This is a genomic window from Bacillus sp. B1(2022) (assembly GCF_040259625.1).
GTDB classification, from domain to species: Bacteria; Bacillota; Bacilli; order Bacillales; family Bacillaceae; genus Bacillus; species Bacillus velezensis.
The window spans coordinates 79,467-99,236 of sequence record NZ_JANIFO010000001.1; the positions used below are offsets into that span (position 1 = coordinate 79,467).

The 19,770-nt window shown below is 48.2% G+C and carries 16 protein-coding genes; 12 read left to right on the forward strand and 4 right to left on the reverse strand.

Annotated elements, in window-relative coordinates:
- Positions 1 to 23 precede the first annotated feature (23 nt).
- Both narK and NQS30_RS00435 read left to right on the forward strand, forming a co-directional pair.
- Positions 24 to 1,214, forward strand: a complete 1,191-nt coding sequence (gene narK / locus NQS30_RS00430; RefSeq protein ID WP_007407632.1) for a nitrate transporter NarK — start codon at positions 24 to 26, stop codon at positions 1,212 to 1,214.
- A gap of 97 nt (positions 1,215 to 1,311) precedes the next feature.
- Positions 1,312 to 2,028 (forward strand): fumarate/nitrate reduction transcriptional regulator Fnr, encoded by a 717-nt coding sequence (locus NQS30_RS00435; protein ID WP_159353552.1) that lies wholly within the window; start codon positions 1,312 to 1,314, stop codon positions 2,026 to 2,028.
- Between the two features lie 31 nt (positions 2,029 to 2,059).
- Here the strand turns inward: NQS30_RS00435 and NQS30_RS00440 are convergent, their stop codons facing one another.
- On the reverse strand, positions 2,060 to 2,779 hold the full coding sequence (locus NQS30_RS00440) for a YwiC-like family protein (protein WP_218791409.1): 720 nt from the start codon (positions 2,777 to 2,779) through the stop codon (positions 2,060 to 2,062).
- 142 nt (positions 2,780 to 2,921) lie between these two features.
- Here NQS30_RS00440 and NQS30_RS00445 point away from each other — a divergent pair, with 142 nt between their 5' ends.
- From NQS30_RS00445 to NQS30_RS00480, 8 genes are all read left to right on the forward strand, one after another.
- Positions 2,922 to 3,398, forward strand: coding sequence for a cyclic nucleotide-binding domain-containing protein (locus NQS30_RS00445; protein ID WP_007407629.1), 477 nt, complete (start codon positions 2,922 to 2,924; stop codon positions 3,396 to 3,398).
- Positions 3,399 to 3,575: 177 nt separating this feature from the next.
- Positions 3,576 to 7,262: a nitrate reductase subunit alpha gene (locus tag NQS30_RS00450; RefSeq protein WP_015240771.1), complete on the forward strand. Its 3,687-nt coding sequence runs from the start codon at positions 3,576 to 3,578 to the stop codon at positions 7,260 to 7,262.
- Positions 7,252 to 8,715, forward strand: coding sequence for a nitrate reductase subunit beta (gene narH, locus NQS30_RS00455; protein WP_015240770.1), 1,464 nt, complete (start codon positions 7,252 to 7,254; stop codon positions 8,713 to 8,715). Before NQS30_RS00450 ends, narH begins: the two co-directional genes overlap by 11 nt.
- 25 nt (positions 8,716 to 8,740) lie before the next feature.
- Positions 8,741 to 9,298, forward strand: a complete 558-nt coding sequence (gene narJ, locus NQS30_RS00460) for a nitrate reductase molybdenum cofactor assembly chaperone (protein ID WP_012118679.1) — start codon at positions 8,741 to 8,743, stop codon at positions 9,296 to 9,298.
- Positions 9,295 to 9,966: a respiratory nitrate reductase subunit gamma gene (gene narI, locus NQS30_RS00465; RefSeq protein WP_015240769.1), complete on the forward strand. Its 672-nt coding sequence runs from the start codon at positions 9,295 to 9,297 to the stop codon at positions 9,964 to 9,966. Before narJ ends, narI begins: the two co-directional genes overlap by 4 nt.
- Before the next feature lie 139 nt (positions 9,967 to 10,105).
- Positions 10,106 to 10,735, forward strand: coding sequence for a YitT family protein (locus NQS30_RS00470; RefSeq protein ID WP_032869460.1), 630 nt, complete (start codon positions 10,106 to 10,108; stop codon positions 10,733 to 10,735).
- A 95-nt stretch (positions 10,736 to 10,830) separates the two neighbouring features.
- Complete coding sequence (cls, locus tag NQS30_RS00475) at positions 10,831 to 12,333, forward strand: cardiolipin synthase (RefSeq protein WP_218791408.1); 1,503 nt, start codon at positions 10,831 to 10,833, stop codon at positions 12,331 to 12,333.
- Positions 12,334 to 12,413: 80 nt separating this feature from the next.
- Positions 12,414 to 14,138 carry an ABC transporter ATP-binding protein gene (locus tag NQS30_RS00480; RefSeq protein WP_069006841.1) on the forward strand — a complete coding sequence of 575 codons (1,725 nt, stop codon included), beginning with the start codon at positions 12,414 to 12,416 and terminating at the stop codon, positions 14,136 to 14,138.
- A 68-nt stretch (positions 14,139 to 14,206) separates the two neighbouring features.
- Here NQS30_RS00480 and NQS30_RS00485 read toward each other — a convergent pair whose 3' ends face one another.
- The 3 genes from NQS30_RS00485 to cls (NQS30_RS00495) all read right to left on the reverse strand — a co-directional run bounded on the left by NQS30_RS00485 (position 14,207) and on the right by cls (NQS30_RS00495) (position 16,722).
- Positions 14,207 to 14,479, reverse strand: a complete 273-nt coding sequence (locus NQS30_RS00485) for a hypothetical protein (protein WP_059367630.1) — start codon at positions 14,477 to 14,479, stop codon at positions 14,207 to 14,209.
- A 68-nt stretch (positions 14,480 to 14,547) separates the two neighbouring features.
- Entirely contained in the window at positions 14,548 to 15,510 is a 963-nt protein-coding gene (gene uvsE / locus NQS30_RS00490; protein WP_052827955.1) for a UV DNA damage repair endonuclease UvsE, read from the reverse strand.
- A 12-nt stretch (positions 15,511 to 15,522) separates the two neighbouring features.
- Complete coding sequence (gene cls / locus NQS30_RS00495; protein ID WP_020954350.1) at positions 15,523 to 16,722, reverse strand: cardiolipin synthase; 1,200 nt, start codon at positions 16,720 to 16,722, stop codon at positions 15,523 to 15,525.
- Positions 16,723 to 16,860: 138 nt separating this feature from the next.
- Between cls (NQS30_RS00495) and NQS30_RS00500 the strand changes: the two genes are divergently transcribed.
- Together NQS30_RS00500 and rpoE are read left to right on the forward strand one after the other, a co-directional pair.
- Complete coding sequence (locus NQS30_RS00500; RefSeq protein ID WP_015240765.1) at positions 16,861 to 18,969, forward strand: (Fe-S)-binding protein; 2,109 nt, start codon at positions 16,861 to 16,863, stop codon at positions 18,967 to 18,969.
- A gap of 227 nt (positions 18,970 to 19,196) precedes the next feature.
- Positions 19,197 to 19,724 (forward strand): DNA-directed RNA polymerase subunit delta, encoded by a 528-nt coding sequence (gene rpoE / locus NQS30_RS00505; RefSeq protein WP_007407616.1) that lies wholly within the window; start codon positions 19,197 to 19,199, stop codon positions 19,722 to 19,724.
- Positions 19,725 to 19,770 lie beyond the last annotated feature (46 nt).

Below are 19,770 nucleotides of genomic sequence, written 5' to 3' on the forward strand. Positions count from 1 at the left end.
AATCAGTGAAAGGGGCAAGCCGAATGATCAATCGTCAACATATTCAATTATCGTTGCAGTCATTAAGCTTAGTGGCAGGGTTTATGGTGTGGGTGCTGATTTCATCGCTCATTTCTCAAATGACATCAGATATTCATTTAAGCAAAGGCGAAATTTCATTGGTGACGGCGATTCCCGTTATTCTCGGATCGCTTCTCCGTATTCCTTTAGGATATTTAACGAACAGGTACGGGGCGCGGCTGATGTTTATGATCAGCTTCATCCTGCTTTTGTTTCCTGTATTTTGGATCAGTATCGCGGATTCTTTATTTGATTTAATCGCGGGCGGCTTTTTCTTAGGGATCGGGGGAGCGGTATTCTCCATCGGAGTGACGTCCCTCCCGAAATATTATCCGAAAGAAAAGCACGGTGTCGTCAATGGGATTTACGGTGCCGGAAACATCGGGACCGCCGTTACTACCTTTGCGGCGCCGGTTATCGCTCAAGCCGCGGGATGGAAAGCAACCGTGCAGATGTATCTTGTTTTGCTGGCTGTTTTCGCATTACTGCACGTTTTGTTCGGCGACCGGCATGAGAAGAAAGTCAAAGTTTCCATAAAGACACAAATGAAAGCCGTTTACCGAAATCATGTGCTGTGGATGTTGAGCCTGTTTTATTTTATTACGTTCGGCGCCTTTGTCGCCTTTACCATCTATCTTCCGAATTTTTTGGTTGAGCATTTTGGGCTGAGCCCTGCGGACGCCGGTCTGCGGACGGCCGGCTTTATTGCGGTCTCTACGCTGCTCAGGCCTGTGGGAGGGTTTCTTGCAGATAAACTGAGCCCGCTCCGCATTCTGATGTTCGTTTTCGCAGGGCTTACGCTGTCAGGGGTCATGCTGTCATTCTCCCCGACGATCGGCCTTTATGCGTTTGGATCGCTGACGGTGGCAGTCTGCTCAGGGATTGGAAACGGGACGGTATTTAAACTGGTGCCTTTCTATTTTTCGAAGCAAGCGGGGATTGCCAACGGTATTGTGTCTGCTATGGGCGGACTGGGCGGTTTTTTCCCTCCGCTGATTCTGGCAAGTGTATTTCAGGCAACAGGCCAATACGCGATCGGGTTTATGGCGCTTTCAGAGGTCGCGTTAGCCAGCTTTGTTCTTGTGATCTGGATGTATTGGCAGGAAAGAATGAAAACACATACGGAGAGAAACAGTCAGAGCCTCAATTCATAATGATCCATTCACAAGATTGTTAGTTTTTTCTGGGTGAGTGCAAATCAAGTCACGTTACAATATACATACGCAACGTGACTTTCTTCGAGGTGAGCTCATGAATATTCTCTCTGTCCGAAAATCTGATAAAGAACTTCTTTCCCGCGAACTGCATGAATTGCTGGAATCGATCAGTACGAAAAGGAAAATGAAAAAACACACTTATTTGTTTCAAGAAGGAATGGATGCAAAAGAGCTTTATCTGATTCAGTCAGGACTCATTGAAATCGGCAAGCTGACATCTGACGGAAAAGACCTGACGCTTAGAATCTGCCAAAAAAACGATATTGTCGGGGAATTGACGCTATTCACAGATGAGCCGAGATATATGCTCAGTGCGAAAGTGTTAGAGGATGGCGAGGTGCTCGTCATTAATAAAAACAAGCTGGAGAAGGAATTGATCCAAAACGGTGTTTTGACGTTTGAATTTATAAAATGGATGAGCACCCATCTTCGAAAAATCCAGTCCAAGATCAGGGACCTGCTTCTTCACGGCAAAAAGGGGGCGCTCTATTCCACCCTTATCCGCTTATCAAACAGCTACGGGGTGGAACGAAGTGACGGGATTCTGATTAACATTGTGCTGACAAATCAGGATTTGGCCAAGTTTTGCGCGGCGGCAAGGGAGAGCGTCAACCGCATGCTGGGAGACCTCCGCAAACAAGGGGTTATTTCGATAGACGAAACCGGAAAAATTATTTTGCACAAGCGGGACTATTTACGATGCGAGATCGAGTGTGAAAATTGTCCGCTGGAGATCTGCAATATTGACTGAAAAAAACAAGGGCAGCCGGTGTCCTTGTTTTTCAGCTTGTGATACATATACACATGACGGCGAAAAAGAAGCCGGCATTTACGATTTCCAGAATGCCGAGCGTTTTCACCGGCCAGTCTCTTCCGTGAAAAAACCAGGCCCGCAGACTGCTTGGGATAAAAGCGAGAAACGCCCAGCCTGCCCCAAGAAGAGCCGATAAAATGGGGAGCAAGAGGTGATATCCCCACGACCAGTATGCAAAGGTTCTGTTTTTTCTCTCCCGTATGACCGATTTCACATAAAAAGAACTCCCGACAAAAAATAAAGCGGATTGCAAGAATAGAAACCAAGCCCAGCCGTCAAGGATTCCCGTTCCCAGCCAGCAGCTCGCAAGCCCGCCTGAACAAAAGAACAGAACACCCGCAATATCATTCGTGAGCGCCCGTTCGTTTTTTCGGCGGGCATAATGCGTATGTATGAGAAACAGCGGCAATAAAAAAACGCCGATCCAGACGAGCTGCGGCTTATGATAGACAGAAATGATCAAAAAGCAGCAGGCCGGAAAACCGTAATACCATATCCACTTTTGATAGGGCTGAAGCTGTTTCTTTTTCAAAGCGAGCGAAACGGGATAAACCGTCAAGTAAAGGAACAGCCAGCCCAGAAAGAGCGGAACATGCCAGAAAACCGGGCCTCCCTTGATCATGCCGAGTAAAAATGGAATCAGCAGCATCGCCCATGCGCCGTGCTGCTTCGGAATCATCGCCTTCATCGAAACCCTCCTTTTTATTTCATTATAAGTACAAACACTCTCCTGATAAGTGACTTTTATCATACAAGCTGTGAAATACATCACTGCCGCGCGGGCTCAATCGGGCTACACTAAAGCTATCCTTAGCACAGGAGGCTTTCCTATGAATCAGTGTGACTATTTATTATTTCTGAAACAACTTCCTATGTTTAATGAAGTGCCTCTGTCCATTGTCGAAACCTTGCTGAAAAACGGGACGTTTATCCGCGGCTCATCTGACCAATCTCCATCCTTTCTTCATTCACAATCCGTTTATATTGTATTAAAAGGCAATATCCGTTTTACGGACAGCAGGCTCCCTGAAGGGTCGCAAACCGTTGCGCTGTGGGAAAAAGGCGATGTGTTTCCGATTGATGAAAAAGGCGGGCTCTCTTTATCGCCTTTTATCTCAGTCAATGCCTCACCGGATATCCTGGTACTCCATATTCCATATTCCGTATTTAAGCAAATGATGTCTTACCATCCGCGGCTGCAAATGAACTTTTTGGCGATGCTTCAGCAAAATGTCTTCTGTTCCTATCAGTTGTTTTTGCGGTATCTGCATACATCACGGGATGAAAACGCCGAACCCGGTTCTTAAACAGAACCGGTTTTTTTGATGACGCCGGGCGTCCCCATATCGTTTGAAAATCCTTCCTGCTGCTCTGTGTGAACGTTTTGTGAAAAAAGCAGAGTGTGTGACATAGTTCACAAGGAAACGCGCCGTCTCTGTTTATAGTGTACATAGCATCACCTGACTCGGAAGGAGTGAACGATCATGAAGAAAAAGAAAATGAGTCCGTTGCTCAGGAGATTAAACTATTTTTCTCCTATCGAACATCATTCAAATAACCATAGCCAAACGACAAGCGAAGATCGTGATTGGGAGAATGTATACAGAAACAGATGGCAGTACGACAAAGTCGTTCGCTCCACCCACGGCGTCAACTGCACGGGTTCTTGCAGCTGGAATATTTATGTGAAAAACGGAATTGTCACGTGGGAAGGACAAAACTTGAATTATCCATCAACAGGCCCGGATATGCCTGATTTCGAACCGAGAGGCTGCCCGCGGGGGGCCAGTTTTTCTTGGTACATCTACAGCCCGCTCCGTGTGAAATATCCATATGTGCGCGGTGTGCTGATCAATTTGTGGCGGGAAGCATTGCAGGCACATCAAAATCCGCTGGATGCCTGGAAATCGATCGTTGAAAACCCTGAAAAAGCGAAGTCCTATAAACAGGCCAGAGGGAAAGGCGGCTTTGTCCGCGCGGAATGGCCGGAGGTGCTGAAGCTGATTTCAGCCTCTCTGCTGTATACAGTGATGAAATACGGGCCTGACCGGAATGTCGGTTTTTCTCCGATCCCGGCGATGTCCATGATCAGCCACGCATCAGGTTCGCGATTCATGTCGTTAATCGGCGGCCCAATGCTCAGTTTTTATGACTGGTATGCGGATCTTCCGCCGGCGTCCCCGCAAATTTGGGGCGACCAGACGGACGTTCCGGAGAGCAGTGATTGGTACAATTCAGGCTATATCATCACATGGGGCTCCAACGTTCCGTTAACGAGAACGCCTGATGCGCATTTTCTGGCGGAAGCCCGCTATAAAGGCGCTAAAGTCATTTCGATCAGTCCCGATTTTGCGGAATCCTCAAAGTTCGCAGATGACTGGCTGAGTATCCGCCAGGGGACTGACGGGGCGCTTGCGATGGCGATGGGTCACGTCATTTTGCAGGAATTTTACGTGAACCAAGAAACTGAACGTTTTATTGAGTACGCGAAGCAATACACCGATTTTCCATTCTTCGTCACTCTTTCAAAAGAGAACGGCGTGTATACAGCGGGACGGTTTCTGCATGCAAAAGACATCGGGCGGCAGACAAAAAATGATCAGTGGAAGCCGGCGGTCTGGAATGAACAGACAGGTGCGTTTGCCATACCGCAAGGCACAATGGGCTCCCGCTGGGACGGGCAGCAGAAATGGAATCTGCACATGATCGACGAAGACACCGGGGAACAGATTGAGCCCCGTCTCTCCGTGCTCGGAATAGAGGACGAAATCGGCTCAGTGCGCATTCCGTATTTTTCAGATGACGGAAACAAAGTGCTTGAGCGGGATCTTCCTATTAAAAAACTGGACCTGAACGGTGAAGAGACGTACGTCACGACCGTGTTTGACTTGATATTGGCCAACTACGGCGTGAACCGGGGCATCGGCGGACAATCAGCCGCATCCTATGATGATCCCCGTCCGTTCACACCTGCCTGGCAGGAAAAGATTACGGGAATTAAAAGAGAAGCCGTTATACAGATTGCCAGGGAGTTTGCCCAAAATGCAATTGATACAGACGGCAGATCCATGATTATCGTAGGGGCGGGCATTAACCACTGGTTCAACTCCGACACGATTTACCGTGCGGTGTTAAATCTTGTTTTACTCGTAGGCGCCCAAGGCGTAAACGGCGGAGGCTGGGCCCATTACGTGGGGCAGGAAAAGCTCCGTCCGGCTGAAGGGTGGCAGACGATTGCCACCGCAAAGGACTGGGAAGGCGTGCCTAAACTGCAAAACGGCACCTCATTTTTTTACTTTGCGACAGACCAGTGGCGTTATGAAGACCAGCCGATCAGTGACTTGGCTTCACCGATCGCCGCGTCATCCCGCTACAAGCATCACGCCGATTACAATGTGCTGGCGGCGCGATTAGGGTGGCTTCCGTCTTACCCGACATTCAATCAAAACGGCATTGATCTGTACAAAGAAGCTGAGAAAGCGGGGGCGGCGACACCTGAAGACGTAGGTGCGTACGTGGCCTCACGGCTTCAAGAAAAAAAACTGAAATTCGCGATTGAAGACCCTGACAATGAAGTGAATTTCCCAAGGAATCTCTTCGTATGGCGGGCAAATCTGATCTCAAGCTCAGGGAAAGGGCATGAATATTTTCTCAAGCATCTGCTGGGGACGACGAACGGTCTGATGAATGACGACAGCGACAGCATCCGCCCTGAAGAAATCAAATGGCGGGAGCAGGCGCCGGAAGGCAAGCTCGACTTGTTAATCAACCTTGATTTTCGAATGGCGGGTACGGCGCTGTATTCCGATATCGTGCTGCCGGCGGCGACATGGTATGAAAAACACGATCTCAGCAGTACGGATATGCATCCGTTTATTCATCCATTTGCTCCGGCCATCTCGGCGCCGTGGGAATCGAAGTCAGACTGGGATATTTTTAAGGCGCTGTCAAAAGCCGTTTCCGATCTGGCGGAAGAAGTCGATATGGAGCCGGTGAAAGAGGTAGTCGCCACGCCGCTCCTCCACGACACGATGCAGGAATTGGCCCAGCCGTTCGGCAAAATCAATGACTGGAGCAAGGGCGAATGTGAAGCCATTCCGGGAAAAACGATGCCGAACATCCATGTCGTTGAACGGGATTACAAACACATTTTTCATAAAATGACCGCGCTTGGCCCTAATACGGCTTTAAAACCGAGCGGAACAAAAGGGATGAGCTGGTCGATTGCGGATGAATATGAATCACTCAAACAGAGACTGGGAGAAACCGATTCAAACAGCGTTGCCAAAGGATGCCCGAATATAAGTGAAGCGAAGCAGGCGGCGGAAGCGATTTTAACCCTGTCGTCCACCTCAAATGGAAAAGTCGCCGTGAAAGCATGGGAATCACTTGAAAACATTACCAATCTGGAGCTGAAAGACCTGGCGGAAGAGCGCGAGGAAGAATGCTTTACGTTCGAGCAAATTACAGCCCAGCCGAAAACGGTCATCACCTCTCCGGCCTTTACCGGTTCAGAAAAAGGAGGGCGCAGGTACTCGCCGTTTACGACGAATGTGGAAAAATTAATTCCGTGGCGGACGCTGACAGGCAGACAATCCTATTATGTCGATCATGAACTGATGATGGAATTCGGTGAAACGATGGCGACATTTAAACCGATCCTCCAGCACCGTCCGTTCCTAAGCAAGCGGCCTGATCAAGAGGGCAAAGAAATCGTTCTTAATTATTTGACGCCGCATAATAAATGGTCCGTCCACAGCATGTATTTTGATTCTCTGCCGATGCTGACGCTGTTCCGCGGCGGGCCGACTGTGTGGATGAATAAAGATGATGCTGCGGATACGGATATCAAAGACAACGATTGGATTGAATGCTTCAACCGAAACGGCGTTGTCGTCGCGAGAGCGGTTTTGTCTCACCGGATTCCTAAAGGAATGGCGTTTATGCACCATGCCCAGGACCGCCACATCAATGTGCCCGGCACAAAACTGACGAATAACCGCGGAGGCACCCATAACAGCCCGACAAGGATTCACGTCAAGCCGACCCAGATGATCGGGGGCTATGCACAGCTGAGTTACGGCTTTAACTATTACGGTCCGACGGGAAATCAGCGCGATCTGAATGTCGTCATCCGCAAGCTGAAGGAGGTTGATTGGCTTGAAGATTAAAGCGCAAATCGGGATGGTCATGAACTTGGATAAATGCATCGGCTGCCACACGTGCAGCGTCACCTGCAAAAACACGTGGACAAACCGTTCCGGTGCGGAATATATGTACTTCAATAATGTAGAAACAAAGCCGGGCATCGGCTACCCGAAGCAATGGGAGGACCAGGACAAATATAAAGGCGGCTGGACGTTGAAAAAAGGAAAGCTTGAACTGAAATCAGGCCCGAAAACGAATCGGCTCGCAGGCCTTTTCTATAACCCGAACCAGCCGACGATTGATGACTACTATGAACCTTGGAACTATGATTATGAAACATTAACAAACAGCCCGCAGAAAAAACACCAGCCGGTAGCGCGCCCGAAATCGTCCTTGACGGGGGATTTTATGAATATCGAATGGGGCCCGAACTGGGAGGATGATCTCGCGGGCGGCCATATTACAGGGCTTGAAGATCCAAACGTGCAAAAAATGGAGGAATCGATCAAAACAGAATTCGATGAAGTCTTTATGATGTATCTGCCGCGTATTTGCGAACACTGCATCAATCCGGCGTGCGTGTCCTCCTGCCCGTCCGGCGCCATGTACAAACGCGAGGAAGACGGCATCGTACTCGTTGATCAAAACGCATGCCGTTCATGGAGATATTGCGTCTCATCCTGTCCTTATAAAAAAGTCTATTTTAACTGGCAGACGAACAAAGCGGAAAAATGCACACTCTGCTTTCCGCGCTTGGAGGCGGGGCTGCCGACCATCTGCTCCGAAACGTGTGTCGGCAGAATCCGCTATCTCGGCGTCATGCTGTATGACGCGGACAAAGTGGAGGAAGCGGCATCGGTTGAAAATGAAAAGGATCTCTACCATTCCCAACTGGACGTTTTTCTTGATCCGAATGATCCTGAGGTTGCCAAACTGGCAAAAGAACAAGGCATTCCGGCTGAATGGATAGAGGCTGCGCAGCAATCACCGATCTATAAAATGATCATTGACTGGAAGATTGCGCTTCCGCTTCACCCTGAGTACCGTACGCTGCCGATGGTGTGGTACATTCCGCCGCTCAGTCCGATTATGAATCTCTTTGAAGGAAAAGGCAGCCGGCAAACGGCGGAAGCGATTTTTCCGGCTATCGACCAAATGAGAATTCCGATTGACTATTTGGCGCAGCTGTTAACGGCTGGGGATACGGATCATATTCGTTCAACGTTAAAGAAAATGTCTGTCATGCGCCAGTATATGAGAGCGGTGCAGACGAATAAATCCATCGACCCGGCATTGGTCTCCAGTGTCGGCTTAACAGAACAGCAAATTGAAGACATGTATCGGCTGCTGGCAATCGCCAAATATGATGACCGTTTTGTGATCCCGAGCAGCCATCGAGAAGAAGTGTCAGATTTATATGCTGAACAAGGGAGCTGCGGCTTATCATTTTCAGGCGGCCCGGGCTCTTGTTTCTAACTTTTCATAAATGAGGTGTAATAACATGAACACCACAGACCGGCAAATGACGTTCTCCGCTCTTTCCGTTCTTCTCTCATATCCGGAGGAAGAGTGGAGAGCCGAGATTCCCGATTGGAAGGCTCTTATCCATGACATCACCAATCAGCAAATCCGGGAGAAATTGCTGCACTTTTTAGAGGCGGCAGCCGGCTTTTCTCCGCAAGCGCTGATTGAACACTATGTGTATACGTTCGATTTCGGAAAAAAAACGAATATGTACGTCACCTACTTTAACTCAGGCGAACAAAGGGAACGCGGCATTGAATTGCTGCATTTAAAAAACACCTACCAGCAATCCGGTTTCCTGCCGACAGAGAAAGAACTGCCTGATTACCTGCCGCTGATGCTGGAATTCGCCGCAGTTGCGGAGATTGAAGCGGCGAGAAGCGTGTTTGAAAAATACCTGTCCAATGTGAGGGAGCTGGCTTCCCGCCTCGAAAAAAATAACAGCATCTATGCTGAGCTGCTGCACGTGCTGCAGGCCGCACTGGAAAACATCGATGTGCGTGAAAGCATTGAAGAAGGGGCTGTTCAGGCATGAGCGGGCAGATCCTGTGGGGCGTTATGCCATACATTGTATTGACGATCTTTATCGGCGGGCATATTTACCGCTATCAGCATGACCAATTCGGCTGGACGGCGAAATCAAGCGAGCTGTTAGAAAAGAAAAAACTCGCCGCTGGCAGCACACTTTTTCATTGGGGACTGCTGTGCGTTGTCGGCGGACATGTCATGGGAATTCTGATCCCGGAAGGCGTGTATGCTTCCCTTGGCATTTCAGAGCATATGTATCACAAAATGGCGATCGGCGCAGGCCTGCCGGCGGGGATTGCTGCATGTGCCGGACTTGTCATCCTGATGTACAGAAGGCTGTTTGACAAAAGAATCCGCAAAACCAGCTCGCCATCGGATATCTTGACGCTTATTCTGCTGCTGTTCATGATGCTGTCGGGCGTTGCGGCCACATTTCTTAACATTGATTCGAAAGGCTTTGATTACAGGGCAACAGTCGGGCCGTGGTTCAGGGAAATTGTTTTGTTCCGGCCTGACGCTTCTTTGATGGAGAGTGTCCCGCTATGGTTTAAGTTTCATATCATCATAGGGTACGTCGTTTTTATCCTTTGGCCGTTTACAAGATTGGTTCACGTGTTCAGCCTGCCCCTCAAGTATTTGACCCGCAGCTATGTTGTCTATCGGAAACGCACGTAAAAATCCCCCCTGCAAGAGGGGGATTTTTTATGGTGAAAAAATAAAAACATAAGATATTTTCTGCCAAGGTAATGGCTGGGCGGCCGGGATTCCTGTTATGTTTTATTTGGAAATAACAGCAACAAAAGGAGAGTGAAGAATGAAGCGGATTTTCCTCATTTTAGCCGCCTGTCTGATGACAAGCGCCGGCGTCCTGACACTCAGACATTCTCATGTATTAACCGGCGGAACAGCGGGACTGTCACTAAGCCTGTCATACTTGTTTCATTCCTCGTTTGCGATTATCTTCTTTCTGATTAATATCCCGTTTTATATATTTTCTCTCATCAGAATGGGAATCAAATTCACTCTATCCACCGTTTTTGCAGTCACAGTACTGACTCTGTTTACCGGCACGGATCACTGGCTGCCGCCGGTCTCTGTTTCACCGCTTGCCGGGGCGATTTGCGGCGGGGCGCTGATCGGGTTCGGCCTGTCGCTCATGTTTTATCATCAGGCATCGCTCGGCGGCGCCAATATCCTCGCTTTATTTCTGCAAAAGCGCTGCGGATGGAATCCGGGTGCCGTTAATTTCCTCTTCGATTTTGGCGTCGTGCTGGCCGGCATTTTTTCCGTCGGGTTGCTGAAAGGGCTCTTCTCCTTAGTGTCGATAGCGGTCACCGGTCTGATCATCGGCATCTTCAAAAATAAAATCAAAGGCAGCTGCTCGCTCAATCCGGCATTGCTTCAGAACATCACACCCGGCCAATCACAGGAAGCTTCATCATAAGCCTTTCCGCTCATGCGGAGAGGCTTTTTCATATGTTTACAGGCCTGAAAACAGAGGGTATACAGAGATATCGGATCAGATGGGAGAGAGTCGGGATGCTGAATAGGAGACTGGAATTTTGCTTTTTATATATGATGCTTATCGGAGCATATGTCATATGGTTTTTTCCGGTTTCCAGGCTTGAGTTTTACGGAGGGGTGCTTTGTTATGCAAGCATTATTTTGTTCAGCATTTATTCGTTAATTCTTGAAAACCGCACCTCGCAGCACACGCTGTTATGGATTCATATTCTTGTGTTTTTTCCGATCGCCGGGTACTTATTTTACCTTTTTTCCGGCCAGCTTTATGAAAAAGGCAAGCTGTTCAGGTCGAAACGGACATACAACCGGGAAAAGCTGAGAACGATATTTGATATGGAACAAACTCCCGACCTGACCGGGCTGAAAGGAAATCAGAAGCGTTTCTTTCAATATTCAATCAAGGCGTCCCATATGAATATCAATACAAAAAGCAGGCTGAAGGTGCTCAAAAACGGGGACGAAACATTTCCGGAGCTGTTTGAGGCGCTCCGGGAGGCCGCGTCATTTATACATATTGAGTATTACATGTTCAAATCAGACATGCTCGGGCACAAGATGATGGACATTATGATGGAAAAGGCGCGTCAAGGCGTGGAAGTGCGGTTTTTGTTCGACGCGGCCGGCAGCCTGAAGCTGGCCGGAAAAGATATTAAAAAACTGAAACGCGCGGGCGTGAACATCGTCCCGTTTCTGCCGCTGAAATACGGTTTTTTCAACCAAAAATTCAATTTCAGAAATCACCGCAAGATCGTCATCGTTGACGGGAAAGTCGGTTTTGTCGGCGGGCTGAATGTCGGCAAGGAGTATATCGGCAAAGACCAAGATGTCGGCTTTTGGCGGGACACTCATATGAAAGTCGAAGGAGAAATCGTTCAGACGCTCCACAGCATTTTTATGCTTGATTGGGAATACGTTTCGGATGAGGTGCTGATTGATCGGAAAGCATATACCCGCCCGGTTGCGGCAGAAAGCGGCGGCGTCTATCAAGTCGTGCCGACAGGCCCCGATATGAAGGAGCGGATGAGCGATCTGTATTATGCCATGATAGCGGCGGCCGAATCGTCTGTATGGATCGCGACGCCTTATTTCGTGCCGAATGAGCCGATCCGCACAGCGCTAAAGGAGGCTGCTGCCAGAGGCGTCCGGGTGCGTGTCATGGTGCCGGAAACCAATGACGGATTTTTAACCCAGTACGCGACGAGATCGTATTTCCCCGAGCTTCTTCGCGAAGGAATCGAAGTCTATTCCTATCAAAAAGGCTTTATGCATCAAAAGGTGCTCATCACTGACGGAAACCTCGCCTCTGTCGGGACGGCGAACATGGACATGAGAAGCTTTCAGCTGAACTTTGAAGTCAATGTCTTTTTTACAGATCAAGAGGCGATCAAAGATCTTGAAGCGCATTATCTGGAGGATATGAAGGAGTCTGAAAAAATCAGCCCCGTCCGTTTCTATAAGCGCACATTATGGGAAAGAACGAAGGAATCCTTCGCACGGTTATTTTCCGGCGTTTTATAAAAAACGCTTCTAAAACTCCTTGTGTATAGTATAATTGAGAAATATTATCATTAAGAACGAGGCACAAGGAGGACGGAATCGTGCTGCGACAATTTTTTTCTTATTATAAACCGTACAAAAAGCTGTTTTTTCTCGACTTCTTTTCTGCCATCGCCGGCGGATTGATGGAGCTGAGTTTTCCTCTGATTGTCAATTACTTTATCGATACATTGCTTCCGGGGCGGGATTGGAGTCTGATTATTTTGACTTCCGCTGCTTTATTCGGGGTCTACGCCCTCAGCTCGGCACTTCAGTATGTTGTGACGTATTGGGGCCATATGCTCGGCATTAACATTGAAACCGATATGCGGAAAAAGCTTTTCGACCATCTGCAAAAGCTTTCGTTCAAATTTTACGATAACAACAAAACGGGCAGTTTAATGTCCAAGCTCACCAATGATTTGATGTATATCGGAGAAACCGCCCACCACGGGCCTGAAGACCTGTTTATCGCGATCATGACGATTTTGGGCGCGTTCGGTGTGATGCTGTTTATTAACTGGCAGCTCGCGCTGTTGACTTTTATCATTATGCCGGTCGTCATATGGCTTGCTTTGTATTTCAATAAAAAAATGACCTCTGCGTTTACAAAACTGAACAAAGACGTCGGGGACTTCAGCGCGAGGGTTGAAAACAATATCGGCGGCATCCGTCTTGTTCAGGCTTTCAGCAATGAAGCGTTTGAAACGCAGCGGTTTGACGTGAACAATCAGCGTTTCCGCAAAACAAAGCTGACGTCATATAAAATCATGGCGAAAAACGGCTCGATCAGTTACATGCTGACAAGATTCGTCACGCTGTTCGTCTTATTGTGCGGCACATGGTTCGTGATCCGCGGATCGTTATCTTACGGGGAATTCGTCGCTTTTGTTCTGCTGACGAACGTTCTGTTCCGTCCGATTGATAAAATCAACGCGATTATTGAGATGTATCCGAGAGGCATTGCCGGTTTTAAAAGCTTTATAGAAATACTGGAAACGGAGCCTGATATCAAGGACGCCCCGAACGCGAGACATGTGTCCGGTTTAAAAGGGAATATCCGTTATGATGGTGTGTCATTCGGTTACGAAGAAAACAGTCCGGTTCTGTCGGGAATCAATTTGTCCATTCATGCCGGGGAGACAGTCGCATTCGTCGGGCCTTCGGGAGCGGGAAAATCAACGCTGACAAGTCTGCTGCCGCGCTTTTATGAGCCGTCTGAAGGCGTGATTTCCATCGACGGAATCGATATTAAGGACATGACGCTGTCATCATTGCGCGGACAAATCGGCGTCGTCCAGCAGGATGTCTTTCTGTTTTCCGGCACATTGCGGGAAAACATTGCTTACGGGCGGCTCGACGCGTCTGAGGAAGAAATCTGGCAGGCCGTCCGCCAGGCGCATTTAGAGGACTTGGTAAACGGGTATCCCGACGGTTTAAACACGGTGATCGGCGAGCGCGGCGTGAAGCTGTCAGGCGGGCAGAAGCAGCGGCTTTCCATCGCCAGAATGTTTTTGAAAAACCCGTCGATCTTAATTTTAGACGAGGCTACATCAGCCCTCGATACAGAAACGGAAGCCGCCATTCAAAAATCGCTGCAAGAGCTGTCTGAAGGACGCACAACGCTTGTGATCGCCCATCGGCTGGCTACGATTAAGGATGCGGACCGGATCGTCGTCGTCACGAAAGATGGCATCGCTGAACAAGGTCATCATAGGGAACTGCTGGCATCCGGCGGCATGTACCAGCGACTTCATCAGGCCCAATTCGGCGAGCTGATTCATTAATAAAAGAAAAAGGATAGACAAAAGGGGCCGGGAGCCTCCTGTCTATCCTTTTTTTATGTAGTCCGTATTTAATGGGCTTCTTTTTGCGCAGGTTCGATGATATGTTTGAAACGGTCAACAAGCTGCACCGCTTTCTTTCCTTCCACTACAATTAAATATTCTTGTTCTTTATGGGCCATTCTGAACGTTTCCAGCTCAATGATATCTTTGATTTTGCACATCGTTTTTTTAGAGTAGATATACAGCTCGTGACCTCCCGTGTGGCAAAGCTGATAAAGCTGAAGCATGTTACGTAAAGTGAACTTCTTAGCAACTATTTTCAAAGATGTAATGTTTTTCATATGTTTTCTCCTCCGTCTGATGGTCTGTTATTTCGGAAATTCCCCATATAAACGGGTGATAAACCTGGTTATGCCTTCCACTTCAGCACTCCGCCCGCCAGGCGTTTGACTCCGCGGATGGCGCTTAATTCTTCGACGAGCCGGAGCAGCGCCCGGTCTTTCTCTTTCGCCTCAATCATAAAATCGATGTCCGTATCCCATTGTCTGAACCGCTCCAGCACCGGCAGAATAAAATTCGCATCCACATAGTCCGCATGACTGCGTATGGCTGATTCTGATTTTGGCGAGGAGAGATGGACCTTTGGCTTTAAGCCGATCCGCTGCCATGTTTTGATCATCCGCGGAAGAATGTCATCTAAATCAGCGTCATCAGTCGGATTGGCGTAAAAATGGTGATAATCAAACACAAACGGAATGCCTTCTTGTTCACATACACTGAGTGTTTCCTCGGACGTATATGTTTTATCATCGTTTTCTAAAGTCATCCGCTGTTTGATGACATCGGGAAGTTCTTTCAGATTCACGCGGAAACGGCCAAGCGCGCTTTGTTTGTCACCGTAAGCGCCTCCGACATGGATGTTGATGACGGAACGGTCCGCGATGTCCATTGCGTCCAGCATGTCATAATGATAGGCCATATCCTTGACCGCATTTGCGGTAATCTCCTGTTTCGGGCTTGTAAAAAGCGTGAATTGGTTCGGATGAAAGCTCGTTCTGAGGTCATATTTTCTGACCAGCCCGCCGATCTCACGAAACTCCTGGCGAAACGGCGTGACAAAATCCCACAGCACATCCGGATGGGTGGCGAGCGGCACAATCGAGCTTGAGAACCTGTACAGCGGGATGCCGTGGCCGACCACATAGTGGATGGTGCGCAGCGTATTGGTAAGATTTGCTTTCGTCACAGAAAGCAGGGCGTCTTTCCGCTCACTGCGGGAAAGCTTGGTATAGCGCGCATATGTTAAGGTTTTGGCGGGGGACGCGTCCCAAAGGCACATGGCGTTTGCGACGAATCCGAATCTGAACAGCATATGGTTTCTCCTTTATAAAAAGTAAGATATGGCCTTTCCCAGCCATTCTGCAGGAAGCTGTCTGACGGAGCGCTGTTTCACTTTTTCTAATGTGAGAAGCTCGGATTTTTCGATGTCCTGCTTTATGGTTGAAAGCACTTCCTTTGTAAAGGCTTCATCATGAATGATGACATTCACCTCTTCATTCCAGAACAGGCTCCGTTTATCAAAATTCGGCGTGCCGATAATGCTGATGCGGTCATCAATAATGAAAGCTTTGACATGATAAAAGCCTTGATAATACCGATAGATGAGGCAGCCGGCCTTCAGAAGCTCGGGATAATAGGTAAAAGCTGTTTCCCGAACGAGCGGGTGGTCTGATTTCATCGGCACGATCAAGATGACTTTGACGCCTTTTCGGCAGGCTGAAATAAGCGCTTCCTGAAGCTTTTTGCTCGGTACATAATAAGGCGTGCCGATAATGATTTTTTTCTCCGCCTTACGGATGCAGTTTTCATAATGCGATTCAAGCGAAAAACCGTCAGATGCATATGTCCTATGAGAGATATTCCCTTCGGATAATGCGGGATAAACCCCGGGTGATCCGGGTGCTTTTCCGGTGTTTCGTTTCAGATCGCTTACAAAAAGAGTCTGAAGATCCGCCGTGCCTTCTCCGGTCATCCGCAGGTGATAATCCTCCCAGTTTCCGAACTTCGCTTTTTTGCCGAGGTACTCTTCAGCGATATTAAAACCGCCGACATAGCCGATTTTGCCGTCAATGACGGTCACTTTCCGGTGATTCCGTTTTTGCAGCCTGAAAAATAGAAACGGAAATGCCGGTTTATTTAGAAAATGAACGTGAACGCCGGCTTTTTTCATCGTTTGAATGGAAGGCTTTTTCACTTGGCGGCTGCCCGCCCAATCGAGCAATAGATATACGGAGACGCCGGCCTGGGCCTTTTCCTTCAATAAATGAAACATCTCATGGCTGACTTGGTCGTTCTTCATAATAAAAAACATCATATGAATAGAAGAGACGGCTTGGCGGATATCGGCCGTCATCTGCCGCACAAGCTCGCTGCCGCAGTGAATGAGTGTGATATCACTCTTTTTCGGGTCAAAAACGGGCTCATACGCCTGTTTTTTGTACGCCGCCCGGCCAAGCAGCATATCAAGCAGCATAAGTGCGATCAATATGATAAAAATGACAAGCAACACAAAAATGACCTTCATACCGACGCTCCTTTCCGAAGTATTCGTAGTGTGCCCTGAGAATGTGAATTTAATTATTGACTGAACACTCATTCATTATTTATGATAAAGTAAAGATATGACAATGAAGAGGGGTATCAGAACAAAGGGGGAGACAAGATGAACGCATTTCTCATGGTAAACGCGCTGCTGTTTTCAGCTGTAACCGCTTACGCCGTTTATTTATTCGTTTACCTGATCAGAACGAGGATCGCTTATATTAAGCTCGGCCAAAGGGAAGAATTTGATAAACGCCTGAAAGAACGTCTTCAGAAGATATGGGTGAATGTATTCGGACAGAAAAAATTGCTGAAAGATAAAAAGAGCGGCATCATCCACGTTCTGTTTTTTTACGGTTTTATACTCGTTCAGTTCGGCGCAATTGATTTTATTCTGAAAGGGCTGCTTCCTGACCGTCATCTGCCGTTCGGTCCGCTTTATCCGGCGTTTACCTTTTTTCAGGAAATCGTCACGTTTCTGATTTTAGTCGCCGTAGTCTGGGCGTTTTACCGGCGCTACATTGAAAAACTCGTCAGACTGAAACGCGGGTTTAAAGCGGGGCTTGTCCTGCTGTTTATCGGCGGACTGATGGTGACGGTGCTTCTCGGGAACGCCATGAACCTTTTATGGCACGATCATTCTCTGTCTTGGACGGAGCCGATCGCCTCCTCCATTGCGATTGTGCTCGGCGGTCTTTCAGCGCCGGCGGCCGCCGCCGTGTTTTATGTTTCATGGTGGCTTCATCTTTTGTTTTTGCTCAGCTTTTTAGTGTACGTGCCGCAATCAAAGCATGCGCACTTAATTGCGGGTCCGGCGAATGTGTTCCTCAGCAGGCTGGATTCAAAAGGAAAGCTGGAAAAAATCGATTTCACCGATGAGACGAAAGAAAGCTACGGCGTCGGAAAGATTGAAGACTTCCGCCGCTCTCAGCTTGTCGACCTTTACGCCTGCGTCGAATGCGGCCGCTGTACAAATATGTGTCCGGCCTCCGGTACGGGCAAGATGCTCTCGCCGATGGACCTCATTTTAAAGCTCAGAGACCATTTGACGGAAAAAGGCGCTGCCGTGACGTCAAAATCTCCGTGGGTGCCCGCGCCCGTTTTTCAGCACACGAAAGCGAATCAGCTCGCCGCGGCTTCCTCAGGGGGAGGATCGCGTGAAGCGGCCGCAGCCATTGATTACAACCCGAGCTTAATCGGCGAGGTCATCACGGAAGAGGAGATTTGGGCGTGCACCACTTGCCGCAACTGTGAAGATCAATGTCCGGTCATGAATGAACACGTTGATAAAATTATCGATCTGCGCCGCTATCTTGTGCTTACGGAAGGGAAGATGGACAGCGACGCGCAGCGGGCCATGACAAGCATTGAAAGACAGGGAAACCCGTGGGGCTTAAACCGGAAAGAGCGCGAGAACTGGAGGGAGCAGGCTGATACAGAGATTCCGACAGTGAAAGAAATGAAAAAACAAGACAAAGCGTTCGACTACTTGTTTTGGGTAGGCTCAATGGGTTCCTACGATAACAGGAGCCAAAAGATTGCCGTCTCATTTGCAAAGCTGCTTAATGAAGCGGGCGTATCCTTTGCGATTCTCGGCAATAAGGAAAAAAACTCAGGCGATACGCCGCGCCGTTTGGGCAACGAGTTTCTGTTCCAAGAGCTGGCGGAACACAACATCGGCGAATTTGAAAAACACGGGATCAAAAAAATCGTCACGATTGATCCGCACGCCTATAATATGTTCAAAAATGAATATCCTGATTTCGGATTCCGGGCCGAAGTCTATCATCATACTGAATTATTAGCCGAGCTTGTGTCACAGGGGAAACTAAAACCGCTTCACCCGGTGAATGAAACGATTACCTTCCATGACTCGTGCTATTTAGGAAGATACAATGAAGTGTATGAGCCGCCGAGAGCGATCTTAAAAGCCATTCCGGGCGTTCAATTGAAGGAAATGGAGCGCAGCCGCGAAAACGGGATGTGCTGCGGCGCCGGGGGAGGGCTCATGTGGATGGAAGAAGAAACGGGAGCGAGAATCAACACGGCCCGGACTGAGCAGGCGCTTTCTGTCAGTCCGACGGTCATCAGCTCCGGCTGTCCTTACTGTCTGACCATGCTCGGTGACGGTACGAAAGCGAAAGAAGCCGAAGACGCGATCGGCACTTATGATGTCAGTGAATTGCTCGCCATGTCTGTATTCGGCGCCGAAAAACAAGAGTCTTTATAGAAAGAAGCGGGCCGCCGGCGCATATGCCGGCGGCTTTGTTTTCGCACATCAGCCGATTTATGAAGGGACGGCTCTAAAATTTCTTAAATTACGCTGTTAAGGGTAGCATATTCTGTTTTAATTTGTTTATAATGAGAGGTATGGTTTATGAACAAAACAATACAAATTCGTTCTTATTATAGGATAGAAACAGATACATATAAGTAATAGAAAGGGAGTGTCCGACCTTGAGTATCAAACAATATTCTCAGGAACAGCTGAAGCAGATGGCTTTAGTTGAAATCGCTCACGAAATTTTCTCAGAACATAAAAAACCGGTTCCGTTCCAGGAGCTGCTGAATGAAATGATCTCCTTGCTCGGTGTTACGAAAGAGGAACTGGGTGACCGTATCGCCCAATTTTATACAGACCTGAACATTGACGGCCGCTTTATTGCTCTGTCAGACCAGACGTGGGGGCTTCGCAGCTGGTATCCGTACGATCAGCTGGACGAAGAAACACAGCCGACTGTAAAAGCGAAAAAGAAAAAAGCGAAAAAAGTCGTTGAGGAAGATCTCGACCTTGATGAATTCGAGGAAGTTGACGAAGATGACATCGATCTCGATGAAATAGAAGAAGATATTGACCTTGAAGCAGACAGCTTTGACGACGAAGATATCGATGAAGAAGATGACGACGAGCTTGAGATCGAAGACGAGATGATTGAAGAAGATGAGGAAGATTATGATGATGAGGAAGAGGATCGCAAAGACTGATTTTATATCAGCAAAACGATCTTGACTTTCATTGTCGAACTATGTA